Source organism: Microbacterium sp. SD291 (assembly GCF_017355365.1).
GTDB lineage: Bacteria > Actinomycetota > Actinomycetes > Actinomycetales > Microbacteriaceae > Microbacterium.
In genome coordinates this window covers 1-12,432 of the sequence record NZ_JADIJR010000033.1, presented here as the reverse complement: position 1 = coordinate 12,432, position 12,432 = coordinate 1, and the positions used below count along the sequence as shown (strand labels likewise).

At 68.5% G+C, this 12,432-nt stretch carries 12 protein-coding genes; 5 read left to right on the top strand and 7 right to left on the bottom strand.

Going from position 1 to position 12,432, the window contains the following annotated elements; genetic code table 11:
- Positions 1-28: 28 nt before the first annotated feature.
- From IPV10_RS14465 to guaB, 3 genes are all read right to left on the bottom strand, one after another.
- Positions 29-586, bottom strand: a complete 558-nt coding sequence (locus IPV10_RS14465; protein WP_207484961.1) for an OsmC family protein — start codon at positions 584-586, stop codon at positions 29-31.
- Positions 587-670: 84 nt separating this feature from the next.
- Positions 671-946 carry a DUF2277 domain-containing protein gene (locus IPV10_RS14460; protein ID WP_207484959.1) on the bottom strand — a complete coding sequence of 92 codons (276 nt, stop codon included), beginning with the start codon at positions 944-946 and terminating at the stop codon, positions 671-673.
- Between the two features lie 78 nt (positions 947-1,024).
- On the bottom strand, positions 1,025-2,527 hold the full coding sequence (gene guaB, locus IPV10_RS14455) for an IMP dehydrogenase (protein ID WP_207484958.1): 1,503 nt from the start codon (positions 2,525-2,527) through the stop codon (positions 1,025-1,027).
- Positions 2,528-2,835: 308 nt separating this feature from the next.
- On the opposite strand from guaB, the gene IPV10_RS14450 reads away from it, so the two are divergent.
- The 4 genes from IPV10_RS14450 to IPV10_RS14435 are packed head-to-tail and all read left to right on the top strand — an operon-like array spanning position 2,836 to position 7,010.
- The gene (locus IPV10_RS14450; RefSeq protein WP_207484996.1) at positions 2,836-4,119 is read left to right on the top strand and encodes a branched-chain amino acid ABC transporter permease; all 1,284 of its coding nucleotides are present in this window, start codon (positions 2,836-2,838) and stop codon (positions 4,117-4,119) included.
- 2 nt (positions 4,120-4,121) lie between these two features.
- On the top strand, positions 4,122-5,099 hold the full coding sequence (locus tag IPV10_RS14445) for a branched-chain amino acid ABC transporter permease (protein ID WP_207484956.1): 978 nt from the start codon (positions 4,122-4,124) through the stop codon (positions 5,097-5,099).
- 1 nt (position 5,100) lies between these two features.
- Positions 5,101-6,243 (top strand): ABC transporter ATP-binding protein, encoded by a 1,143-nt coding sequence (locus IPV10_RS14440; protein ID WP_242685015.1) that lies wholly within the window; start codon positions 5,101-5,103, stop codon positions 6,241-6,243.
- Complete coding sequence (locus tag IPV10_RS14435) at positions 6,240-7,010, top strand: ABC transporter ATP-binding protein (RefSeq protein WP_207484954.1); 771 nt, start codon at positions 6,240-6,242, stop codon at positions 7,008-7,010. The genes IPV10_RS14440 and IPV10_RS14435 overlap by 4 nt, the downstream gene beginning before the upstream one ends.
- A gap of 238 nt (positions 7,011-7,248) precedes the next feature.
- Here IPV10_RS14435 and IPV10_RS14430 read toward each other — a convergent pair whose 3' ends face one another.
- The 3 genes from IPV10_RS14430 to groES all read right to left on the bottom strand — a co-directional run bounded on the left by IPV10_RS14430 (position 7,249) and on the right by groES (position 10,062).
- The gene (locus IPV10_RS14430) at positions 7,249-8,520 is read right to left on the bottom strand and encodes an ABC transporter substrate-binding protein (RefSeq protein ID WP_207484953.1); all 1,272 of its coding nucleotides are present in this window, start codon (positions 8,518-8,520) and stop codon (positions 7,249-7,251) included.
- Positions 8,521-8,664: 144 nt separating this feature from the next.
- Positions 8,665-9,597, bottom strand: coding sequence for an EamA family transporter RarD (rarD, locus tag IPV10_RS14425; protein ID WP_207484951.1), 933 nt, complete (start codon positions 9,595-9,597; stop codon positions 8,665-8,667).
- 168 nt (positions 9,598-9,765) lie between these two features.
- A complete protein-coding gene (groES, locus tag IPV10_RS14420) occupies positions 9,766-10,062 on the bottom strand; it encodes a co-chaperone GroES (protein ID WP_207484949.1) in 297 nt (98 codons plus the stop codon).
- A gap of 181 nt (positions 10,063-10,243) precedes the next feature.
- Between groES and IPV10_RS14415 the strand changes: the two genes are divergently transcribed.
- Positions 10,244-11,443, top strand: a complete 1,200-nt coding sequence (locus tag IPV10_RS14415; RefSeq protein WP_242685014.1) for a class I SAM-dependent methyltransferase — start codon at positions 10,244-10,246, stop codon at positions 11,441-11,443.
- Between the two features lies 1 nt (position 11,444).
- On the opposite strand, the gene IPV10_RS14410 is transcribed toward IPV10_RS14415, so the two are convergent.
- A partial coding sequence (locus IPV10_RS14410) for a hypothetical protein (protein ID WP_207484946.1) occupies positions 11,445-12,432 on the bottom strand: 988 nt, incomplete at its 5' end.

Here is a 12,432-nt window from a genome sequence, read left to right as displayed (position 1 = left end):
GGCGCCCAGGGCGACGGACGGCGATGAGTCAGCCCAGCGACCCCGAGGTCGGAACCGTGTTGGCGAAGAGGTCGAGCACCGGGCAGTGCTCGTCGACCACCCGGCGGAGGTTCTCATACTGCTCCGCGGAATCCGGGCCCTCGATGTCGACGCGCACCCTGACGTCGTGGAAGCCGGCGCGGCCGGACCCGTCGATGCCGAACAGCTTCCGCACGTCCAGATCGCCCTCGGCCGTGATGCTGATGTCGTCGATGGTGAGGCCCAGCGCCTGGGCGTAGAGGCGGAACACGACGACCTGGCAGGAGACGAGCGCGCCCAGGGCGTATTCGACCGGGCTGGCCGCGACATCGTCGCCGGCGAGAGCACCCGGCTCGTCGACCAGGAAGCGGTGGCGGCCCGCACGGATCTCGGTGGCCACCGAGCCGACACCGCGACCGGTGACCTTGTACGTGAGCTGGGCGTTCGCGGGGTCATCCGCGATCCGCGCGTTCCAGGCGGCTCCCGCGTCTGCGAGGCGCCGGGCGCGCTCGGCCTGCGTGATGCCGGCGATGCCGGAGGTCGCGGAGATGTCGTTGAGAAGAGTCATGACCCGACCGTAGCCAGACCGCATCGACCCCCGGGGTCGGCCCGTCACACCGGGTCATCGATCGACCACGGACGTAACCGAGCGTCAGGCGGCGTAGCGCCCCGACGCGATCGCGCGAGCCCGTGCCTTCTCGGCCTCCTCCTCGCGATTCTTCGGCGGACGCACCGCGACGAGGTCGGCGAGCAGGTGCTGCGTCGCGTGGGCGATCTCCGCGACGGCGCGGTCGAAGGCCTCCTGGTTCGCCTTCGACGGCTTCGTGGTCCCGGCGATCTTGCGCACGTACTGGAGCGCGGCGGCCTGGACCTCGTCGGATGTCGCGGCCGGCTCGAAGTTGTGGAGTGTGTGGATGTTTCTGCACATACCGGCACGCTACGCCGCGCCCCCGACATGCGGAAGGGGCGGATGCCGCAGCATCCGCCCCTTCGCGCAGAGAGAGGCCTACTTCTTGTAGTTCGGCGCCTCGACGACGATCTGCACGTCGTGCGGGTGCGACTCCTTGAGCCCTGCCGCGGTGATGCGCACGAACCTGCCACGCGTCTTGAGCTCCTCGATCGTGCGCGCCCCGACGTAGAACATCGACTGGCGCAGGCCCCCGACGAGCTGGTACGCGACCGCGGACAGCGGCCCGCGGTAGGGCACCTGGCCCTCGATCCCCTCAGGGATGAGCTTGTCGTCGCTGGGCACGTCGGCCTGGAAGTAGCGGTCCTTCGAGTACGAGGTCTGCTTGCCGCGGGTCTGCATGGCACCGAGCGATCCCATGCCGCGGTACTGCTTGAACTGCTTGCCCGACTGGAAGACGATCTCGCCCGGAGACTCGTCGGTGCCGGCCAGGAGCGAGCCGAGCATCACGGCGTCGGCGCCGGCGACGAGCGCCTTGGCGATGTCACCCGAGTACTGGAGTCCGCCGTCGGCGATCACCGGCACGCCGGCCGGACGAGCGGCGAGCGATGCCTCGTACACGGCGGTGACCTGGGGCACACCGACACCGGCGACCACGCGCGTGGTGCAGATCGAGCCGGGCCCGACCCCGACCTTGACGGCATCCACGCCCGCGTCGATGAGCGCCTGCGCGCCCTCGCGGGTCGCGACGTTGCCGCCGATGACGTCGATGTGGGCGAACGACTCGTCGGCCTTCAGCCGCGTCACGAGGTCGATGACGCCCTGCGACTGGCCGTTGGCGGTGTCGACGACGAGAACGTCCACGCCGGCGTCGCGCAGCGCCTCCGCGCGCTCCCAGGCGTCGCCGAAGAAGCCGATCGCGGCGCCGACGCGCAGCCTGCCCTGGTCGTCCTTGGTGGCGAGGGGGTACTTCTCGCTCTTGTCGAAGTCCTTGATGGTGATGAGACCGGCGAGCTTGCCCTTCTCATCGATCAGGGGCAGCTTCTCGACGCGGTGCTTCGCGAACAGCGCGATGACCTCGCCGGCGGCGACGCCCACCGGAGCGGTGATCAAGCCCTCGGCGGTCATGACGTCCTTGACGAAGGTGGTCTGGCGCTCGAAGCCGGAGACGAAGCGCATGTCGCGGTTCGTGATGATGCCGACGAGGCTGCCGTCGGGGTCGACGACGGGCAGACCGGAGATGCGGTACTTGGCGCAGAGGGCGTCGACCTCTTCGACCGTCGCGTCGGGGGTCGTCGTGATCGGGTCGGTGATCATGCCCGACTCGCTGCGCTTGACGCGGTCGACGTGGGCCGCCTGGTCGGCGATGGAGAGGTTGCGGTGCAGGATGCCGATACCGCCCTCGCGCGCCATCGCGATGGCCATCCGCGACTCGGTCACGGTGTCCATCGCGCTGGAGAGCAGCGGAGTCGCGACCGAGATCCGGCGAGTGATCCGCGACGAGGTGTCAGCCTCGCTGGGGATGACATCGGTGTGCCCCGGGAGGAGCAGCACGTCGTCGTACGTGAGCCCGACGAAGCCGAAGGGGTCGTGCTGATCCATGAATGCTCCTCCTGCGCTTTCAGCGCGGTTCCGAGTGCGTGTGCGAGTGGGCGACGTCGGCCGGTCCGGCCGGGAAACCGTATGTAGATTCTAAGCGAGACACGCCCGGGAACATTCCCAGCAAAGGCGTGCGCGCACCGCTGTGTAGGAGATTCGGTGAACGCGCACTACGCTCAAGTGCGTCGTCCATCGCCGCGGCGCACACCCGATGCCGCAGCGACAGCACTCACAGTGGAGGTTGCGTGGGACCCACAACAATCGCCGTGCAGCGAAAGCGCCCCTGGGTGGTCGCCTTCCTCGGCATCCTGATGGCTCTGTCCGTCTTCCTGCTCGCGCCTCCGCCACCGGCATCCGCCGAGGAGACCGACGACGGCCAGGAGATCACCGACTTCTACTTCGCCGGCGTGATCACGTTCGACGACGAGCCCGTCGAGGGCGTCGTCATGCAGATCAAGGGCGGCGGCTTCGAGGGCGAGACCGAGACGGATGCCGAAGGCAAGTGGCGCCTGTACGTCCCCGAGAAGGACAAGTACACGCTGACCGTCGACGAGGAGAGCCTGCCGGACGGCGTGATCGTCGATGCGGCCCAGCTCCCTCCGGGCACGCAGCCGATCTCCGGAACCACCGCGTCGTTCGAGGTGGAGTTCGGCCTCACCGGCACGAAGATCATGAACCTCTTCCTCGGCGAGGGCGAGCGGATCACCACCTCCCTGATCGACCAGTTGGCGCTGCGCCTGGTAGGCGGCCTGAACTTCGGCCTGCTCCTGGCACTCGCGTCGATGGGCGCCGCGCTCATCTACGGCACCACGCGTCTGTCCAACTTCGCGCACGCCGAGATGGTGACGTGGGGCGGCCTCGTCGCCCTCGTGACCACGAGCTTCTGGCACCTTCCGCTCTGGCTCGGAATCATCGCGGCCGTCGTCGGCGGTGGGCTGTTCGGCTGGGCGATGGATGCCGGCCTCTGGCGTCCGCTGCGGCACCGCGGTCTCGGCGTCGTCCAGCTCATGATCGTCAGCATCGGCCTCTCGCTCGCGCTGCGCTACGTGTTCCAGTTCTTCATCGGCGGCGCCACCCGTCAGCTGCCAGGCGCGAGCCCCACGCCGATCCAGTTCGGCCCGGTCTCGCTGTCGTACATCGACCTGATCTCGATGGGCGTCAGCATCGTCGTGATCCTCGGCGTCGCGTGGTTCCTCACCCGCACCCGCATCGGCAAGGCGACGAGGGCCATCTCCGACAACCCGCAGCTCGCCGCGGCATCCGGCATCGACGTCGACAAGGTGATCCGCTACGTGTGGATCCTCTCCGGCGTCCTGGCCGCCATCTCCGGCATCCTCTGGGCCTACTTCCGCCCTGGCGTGAAGTGGGACATGGGTGCGCAGATGCTGCTGCTGATCTTCGCCGCGATCACCCTCGGCGGGCTCGGCACGGCCTTCGGCGCGCTCGTCGGATCGCTCATCGTCGGCATCGCGGTCGAGGTGTCCACCCTGTGGATCCCGTCCGACCTCAAGTACGCCAGCGCGCTGGTCGTCCTCATCGTCATCCTGCTGGTGAGACCGCAGGGCCTGCTCGGTCGCAAGGAAAGGTTGGGCTGATCATGGACTTCGGAAGCATCTTCTCCAACACCGCGGTCTATCTGATCAGCCCGGTCACGATCGCCTATGCGCTGGCCGCCACCGGCCTCGCCGTGCACTTCGGATACGCGGGCCTGCTGAACTTCGGCATGGCGGCGTTCATGGCGATCGGCGGCTACGGCTACGCGATCTCTGTCCTCAGCCTCGGCCTTCCCTGGTGGATCGGCATGCTCATCGGGCTCATCGGCGGCGCACTGTTCGCGATCCTCCTCGGCATCCCGACCCTCCGGCTCCGAGCCGACTACCTGGCCATCGCGACCATCGCCGCCGGCGAGATCGTGCGTCTGCTGTTCACCACGCAGCTGTTCGACGAGTGGACGAACTCGGCCGACGGCCTCGCGCAGTACAACGGCGGGTTCCGCGACGCCAACCCGTTCCCCGAGGGCACCTACGGGTTCGGCCCGTGGACGTTCAGCGCCAACGACCTGTGGAACCGCGTCTTCGGGATCATCCTGCTCGCCGTCGCGATCCTGCTCGTCTGGGCGCTGATGCGCAGCCCCTGGGGCCGGGTGCTCAAGGGCATCCGCGAGGACGAGGACGCCGTGCGCTCGCTCGGCAAGAACGTGTTCGCGTACAAGATGCAGGCGCTCGTCGTGGGCGGAGTGATCGGCGCGGCCGGCGGCATCGTGTTCGTGCTGCCTTCCGCGGTCGTCCCCGGCAACTACACGACGTCGCTCACCTTCTTCCTGTGGACGATCCTGCTTCTCGGCGGGGCTGCCACCGTGTTCGGCCCGACGCTCGGCGCCGTGCTCTTCTGGGTGGTCTACGCGTTCCTCGCCAACCTCCTCCCGAGCATGGCGCGGGCCGGCATCCTTCCGATCACCGACAGTCAGGCCTCCACCATGGTGTTGATCTTCATCGGCGTGGCACTGATGCTGCTCGTGATCTTCCGCCCTCAGGGCATCCTCGGAGACAAGAGGGAGATGACCTTTGTCAAGTGAAATGAACGGCGCCTCGGTCCCTGAGCCTGACTCCTCGGTCCCTGAGCCTGACTCCTCGGTCCCTGAGCCTGACTCCTCGGTCCCTGAGCCTGACTCCTCGGTCCCTGAGCCTGACTCCTCGGTCCCTGAGCCTGACTCCTCGGTCCCTGAGCCTGTCGAAGGGCCCTCCACCGGCAGCATCCGCCGCCCGAAGACCACCGGCCTCGCCAAGGGGCCGGCGAAGCCGGGTGTCGCCAAGAACGATCCGATCCTGGTGGTGGATGCCGTCCAGCGCCGGTTCGGCGGCCTCGTCGCGGTCGACGTCGACCACGTCGAGATCCCCCGCGGTGCGATCACCGCGCTGATCGGCCCCAACGGCGCCGGCAAGACCACGCTGTTCAACCTGCTGTGCGGATTCGACAAGCCGAACAGCGGCACGTGGTCGTTCGACGGCACGAACCTCTCCGGTGTCCCGTCGTTCAAGGTCGCGCGGATGGGTCAGGTGCGCACGTTCCAGCTGACCAAGTCGCTGTCGCTGCTGACCGTGCTCGAGAACATGAAGCTCGGCGCCCCGCATCAGCGCGGCGAGGGCTTCTGGTCGAGCCTGTTCCCGTTCCTCTGGCGCAAGCAGGACCAGGAGATCGAGGGCAAGGCGCGCGAGCTGCTCGCCCGATTCAAGCTCGACGCCAAGGAGAAGGACTTCGCTGCGGCGCTCTCCGGCGGGCAGCGGAAGCTCCTCGAGATGGCACGGGCGCTGATGAGCGACCCGACGCTGGTCATGCTCGACGAGCCGATGGCCGGGGTCAACCCCGCGCTCACGCAGTCCCTGCTCGACCACATCCTGGATCTGAAGGCGCAGGGCATGACCGTGCTGTTCGTCGAGCACGACATGCACATGGTCCGCCACATCGCCGACTGGGTCGTCGTGATGGCAGAGGGCCGCGTGGTCGCCGAGGGTCCGCCCGAGGAGGTCATGGACGACCCGGCCGTGGTCGACGCGTACCTTGGTGCGCACCAGGACGTCGACCTGGGCGCGGTCACCGGACGCATCCCGGTGCTCGCGGACACCGCTGCCGTGAAGCTGCGGGCGCAGATCGAGGCGGAGGCCGAGGCAGAGCTCGAAGGCACGTCGACAGCCGATGCGGCTGAGGAGGGCAAGGCATGAGCGAGGCGACTTCGACCGGCGCAGCGCCGGCGGACGACCGTGAGATCGTCGTCGAGCTGAAGGACGTGCACGCCGGATATCTGCCGGGCGTCAACATCCTCAACGGCGCCAACCTGGTGGCGCGCCAGGGCGAGCTGATCGGCATCATCGGCCCGAACGGCGCCGGCAAGTCGACGCTGCTGAAGGCGATCTTCGGCCTGGTGAACGTGCGCGCAGGCGACGTCACGCTGAACGGCGAGAGCATCGTCGGGCTCAAGGCAGACAAGCTCGTGAAGCGCGGCGTCGCGTTCGTGCCGCAGACGAACAACGTGTTCCCCTCGCTCTCGATCGAGGAGAACCTGCAGATGGGGCTCTACCAGAACCCGAAGATCTACGCGGAGCGCCTGGAGTTCGTCACCGGCATCTTCGCCGAGCTCGGCAAGCGCCTCAAGCAGCGCGCGGGGTCGCTCTCGGGCGGTGAGCGGCAGATGGTCGCGATGTCGCGGGCGCTCATGATGGACCCGTCGGTGCTGCTGCTCGACGAGCCCTCGGCCGGCCTCTCCCCCGTGCGGCAGGATGACGCGTTCATCCGCGTCTCCGACATCAACAAGGCCGGAGTGACCACGATCATGGTCGAGCAGAACGCCCGCCGCTGCCTGCAGATCTGCGACCGCGGCTACGTGCTCGACCAGGGCAAGGACGCCTACGAGGGAACCGGCCGCGACCTGCTCAACGATCAGAAGGTCATCGGCCTGTACCTCGGCACGCTCGGCACCGACGCCGCCTGAAGCCGGCTGCTCGCCGCGCTGGGGCATCCGTTCCAGGTGCAGTTCGTGCCGTCCGAGCCCTGCGCCCCGATCTTCCGGGTGCGGTTGGTGCCGCTTGCATCGCCTGCAAGCGGCACCAACTGCGCCCGGAGCACGGCCCGGCGGCACCAACCGCGCCCGGAGCACAGCCCCGCGTTAGCCGGCGGCAGCACATGCCGAAGGCCCCGGATGCAGCATCCGGGGCCTTCGTCATGTGTGATCAGTTCGTGCGGGAGATCAGGTTGTCAGCCCCGTACTTGTAGATGCCGATCGTGGCACCCTGCGGGTCGCCGTTCTCGTCGAACGTGACCTCGCCGGAGTAGCCGTCGTAGTCGGCCGTGCCGCCTCCGTTGATGATCTCGGCGCATTCGGCGAAGCTGGTGCACTTCTCGCCGTCGCCGGATCCGCCGGAGATCTCCTGCATCTTGGCCGCCATGTCGGCGCCCTCGGTGGAGCCTGCCGCGAGAGAGGCGAGAGCGACCAGCACGACGGCGTCGTACGCCTCAGCCGCGTAGGTGAAGTCCTGCACCTCTTCGTTGCCTGCTGCCGTCCAGGACGCCTGCAGGCGCTCGACGAAGTCATCCTCGAGAGCCGGGCCGGGCTTGGTGCCCTGGGCGCCCTCGAGCGAGAACGAGAAGTTCGTCTCGGCCTTCGCGCCGTAGTCGGACAGGTTGCCGTCGACCAGGTACCACTTGTCCGGCGTGATGCCGGCGTTCATCAGCAGCGGTGCGATGGTCTTGAACTGGTCGAACGACACGATCGCGACGGCATCCGGGTTCTCCGCCTTGATCGTCTCGACCTGGGCGTCGAACTGACCGTCACCGACGTTGTACGACGCGTCGGCGACGACCTCGCCGCCGGCGCCCTCGAACGTCGACTTGATGTTGTCGAACAGCCCGGTGCCGTAGGCGTCGTTCTGGAAGATGACGCCGAGCGTCTTGTGTCCGTCCTCGGCGATCAGGTTGCCGAGCACCTCGCCCTGCAGCAGGTCGCTGGGTGCGGTGCGGAAGTAGAGGCCCTTGTCGTCCCAGTCGGTGAAGTCGGGGCCGGTGTTCGATGCAGAGATCTGCAGGATGCCGGCGCTGACGTTGCCGTCGAGGATGAGACGCGAGACGCCGGACGCGGCAGCGCCGACGATGGCGGAGACGCCGGCGCCCTGGAGCTTGGTGATCGAGGTCTCGAAGGCCTTGGTGTCGGTGTCGCCCTCGTCCTCTGCGGTGAGTTCGATCGTGACGCCGGCGGCGGCTTCGTTGACCTCTTCGACGGCCAGGCCGACGCCGGACTCCATGGGCGGGCCCAGGAACGCCAGCGCACCGGTCTGCGGAAGCAGCGATCCGAGCTTGAGCGTGAGGTCGGCTGCCGGCTTGTCGCCGCCCTCGGAGGGCGTGGCCTCCGGAGTGCTGCTGCAGCCTGCGATGATGAGTGCGGATGCGCTGAGCAGCGCGATCCCCGCGAAGACCTTCGCTGTGCGCGAGCCCTTCAGTGCGTTCATGATGCTCCCTTGCGTAACTGAACGTGGATTGTGACCACAGTCGGGTGCTCTAACCCTAGGGCGTCGTGCCAGCGGCTGGTGGAAGCTTTGGTTTCAGTGCGTTAACGATCCGGCACCCGGTTCCGCCGCGGCTGGACCGCGGGTTCAGACGAGTTCGGCCTGCGCCGTCCGGCGTCCGCGGCGGGCGGCGAGGAACAGATCGACCACGAACACGACGATCGCGACCCAGACGATGATGAATCCGATCCACCGCTCGGGCGGCATCGGCTCCCCGAGGAACAGCACGCCGATGATGAACTGCATCACGGGGGTGATGAACTGGATCATGCCGATCACCGTGAGGTTCACCCTGCGGGTGCCTGCGGCGAACAGCAGCAGCGGCACGGCGGTGACGACGCCGGCGAATGCGAGCAGCACAGCGTGCCAGACGCCGTTCGAGCCCATCGTGATGCCCGTCGTCGACGCGACGACGATGAGCTGGACGACCGCGATCGGGATGAGCCAGAACGATTCGAGCGTCAGCCCGCTCACGGCATCCACCGCCGGGCCGATCTGCTTCTTGATGAGCCCGTAGACGCCGAAGGAGGCGGTGAGCGACAGCGCGATCCAGGGGAACGCGCCGTAGACGACCACGATCACGATCACCGCGACGGCGGCGATCCCGATCGCGGTCCACTGCAGGGCGCGGATGCGCTCCTTGAGGACGAAGACCCCGAGGAGCACCGTGGTGATCGGGTTGATGAAGTAGCCGAGGCTGGTCTCGACCACGTGGCCGGTGAGGGTTCCGATGAGGAACACCTGCCAGTTCACGTAGATCAGCAGCCCGGCGAGCGCCGTCCACCCGAGGAGCTTGGGCTGCGTGGCGATCGCGATGAACGCCTTCCAGCTGTGCGTGACGGTGAGCAGGAGCACGCAGAACACGAATGACAGCAGCACCCGCCAGGCGACGACCTCCCACGGGCCGGTGGGCGCGAGCACCAGGAAGTACAGCGGGAGGACGCCCCAGAGCAGATACGCAGCGACCGAGTACGAGACACCGGCGGTCCGTCCGGCGCGCTCGGTGCTGTGTGGGCTCACCGCACAACCCTACGCCCGCGGAGCGGCCGCTCTGCGCCGGGCACGGAGAAGGCCCGGATGCGTGACGCATCCGGGCCTTCTGCTATTCGGGTCGCTGACCCCTATTCGGGTCGCTGAGCCCTATTCGGGTCGCTGACCCCTATTCGGGTCGCTGAGCTTGTCGAAGCGTCAGCGGACGACGACTGCGAGGACGTCGCGAGCCGACAGGACGAGGTACTCGTCCGCACCGAACTTGATCTCGGTGCCGCCGTACTTGCTGTACAGCACGCGGTCGCCGACGGCGACGTCGAGCGGGACGCGGTTGCCGTTGTCATCGATGCGGCCGGGGCCGACCGCCACGACCTCGCCCTCCTGGGGCTTCTCCTTGGCGGTGTCGGGGATGACCAGGCCACTCGCGGTGGTCTGCTCGGCCTCGACCTGCTTGATGACGATGCGGTCCTCGAGCGGCTTGATGGAAACCGACACGGTCTACCTCTTCTTTCCTTGACGCTGACACGTAAGACTTGTTCGCACTCTCAACCCGAGAGTGCTAATCCAGTGTAGGCCGTCGGTTGGCACTCATGCAATGCGAGTGCCAGTCGATGACTCGCGGTCGTCGGCGCGAGGATGCGACCCCACGCGCCCAGCCTAAGCTGAGGACGTGGAGATGTCCGAGCTGCGAGCCCTGCTCACGCCCGTGGGCCTCGAGCTGCTCGATGCTCTCGGTCCGATCGAATCGACCGCAGAGGTCGCCAGGGCCGTGTCCCGACTCCGCGCCGCGGGGCACTCCCCCGAGCTGGTCTCGGCGGTGGTCGGGCAGGCGCATCTGCGTGCGAAGGCGAAGGCGAAGTTCGGCGACTTCGCCGCGCGGATGCTGTTCACCCGCGCGGGCCTCGAGCAGGCGACCAGGCTCGGCGTCGCGGCGAGGCATGCGCAGCGCATGCGCGCCGCCGGTGTCGAGAGCGTCGCCGACCTCGGCTGCGGCATCGGCGGCGATGCCCTCGCCTTCGCCGGCGCCGGCCTCGAGGTGAGCGCGGTCGACGCCGACGAGGTCACCGCCGCGATCGCCGCGTACAACCTCGCCCCTTTCGGCTCTGCGGTCCGGCACGGCGCCGCCGAGGACGCCGACCTCCCTTCTGCCGGCTCGGGGCGGCACGCGATCTGGATGGACCCTGCTCGCCGGACGCCGGGGCACAGCGAGACCCGGCGGGTGTCGGCCGACGACTACTCGCCCTCGCTCGACTGGGCGTTCGAGCTCGCCTCTCGCGTCCCGACCGGGATCAAGCTCGGACCGGGCCACGATCGCGACGGCCTCCCGGCGGATGCCGAGGCGCAGTGGGTGAGCGCCGACGGCAGCGTCGTCGAGCTGGTCCTGTGGACCGGCATCCTCGCCCGCGACGGCGTGCGCCGGGCGGCGATGGTGATCCGCGGCGAGCGCACGCACGAGCTCACCGCGGGGGCGGACGCCGAGGATGCGCCGGTGCGCGAGCTCGGCGCGTACCTGCACGAGCCGGACGGCGCCGTCATCCGCGCACGCCTGATCGGCGACGTCGCCCGCAGTCTCGACGCCGGCATGCTCGACAACCACATCGCGTACCTGACATCGGATGCCGCGCTCACGAGTCCCTTCGTGCAGTCGTTCCGCGTGCGCGAGACGATGCCGGCCAACCCGAAGGCGATCAGCGCCGTGCTCAGGGCCGACCGCATCGGGACGCTGGAGATCAAGAAGCGGGGCATGGACATCGACCCCGCCGCCTTCCGCAGGAAGCTCACGCTGAAGGGCGATCAGGCGGCGACGCTGATCCTCACCCGCGTCGGCGATCAGCGGATGGCGATCCTCGCCGACCGGGTCGCTGCGGCCTCTTAGCTCAGGGGGCCGGAGAGTCCGGACGGACCTCGATCGGGTCGCCGTGCTCGCCGCCGAGCTCGAGGGGTGCGCCCGTCTCGCCGGGGTCCGCGGCCCCGCGGATGATCGTGAGCATCGGCCCGCGATTCGTCGTCTGGACGACCTCGTACAGAGTCTCGCCGATGCGGAGCTGGAGCCGCTCTTCGAGGGCGTCGCCGCAGCCGCGCAGAACGTCTGCGCCGATGACCGCCAGCACGCAGTTCGTCGCGCCGAGATGCCCCTGCCAGATCGCCAGCTCGCCGTCGTAGCCGGCGAGGTAGAGCTCGAACGGGTCGAATCCCTCGGCCTCCAGCCGTTCGACCGCGGCGATCTCCGCCTCGGCGTACTGGTCGCGCCAGTCTCCGCTGTAGCTTTGGGAGCGCTGGACGAGAGTGACCGACTGTCCCGTGATGTCCGGCATGATCGTCGCCCAGACGCTGAAGGTCTCACCGTCCTCTTCGAGGTCGATGCTGGTCGAGAGCCCGATGAAGCCCTCGGTGGTGGGCTCCTCATCGTTCGGCCTGCACTCGGAGGCCTGCTCGTCGCCATGGGTCAGCACGATGCACTCGCGGACGCCGTCTCCGGTGGTCGCCTGCCAGACGGCCACTCCGTGCTTCTCTCCGACGAACGTCACGGAGCCGTCGTCGAACGGCCCGTCCTCGAGCATCGCGAGTGCGTCCTGCTGTGCGGCGGGCAAGGTGACCGGGATCGCGCCGCGGCCGAACAGCATCCATCCAGCGCCCACGCCGATCACGAGAAGCAGGGCGGATGCGGCGACCACAGCACGCCAGTGCTGCCGTATCGCGCGCCACCGGCCTCCTGAGGGTGCGGAGGGTGCGCCCGTGCCGGGTCCGTCGTCTTGCGGGCGGTCGCCGGCCGATGCCTCATCTCCGTCCACTGCTTCAGCCGATCGGCCGGTCCGCATCGGGACCTCGTCGATCACTCCGCTCTCGTCCGGCTCGCCGGGCGCG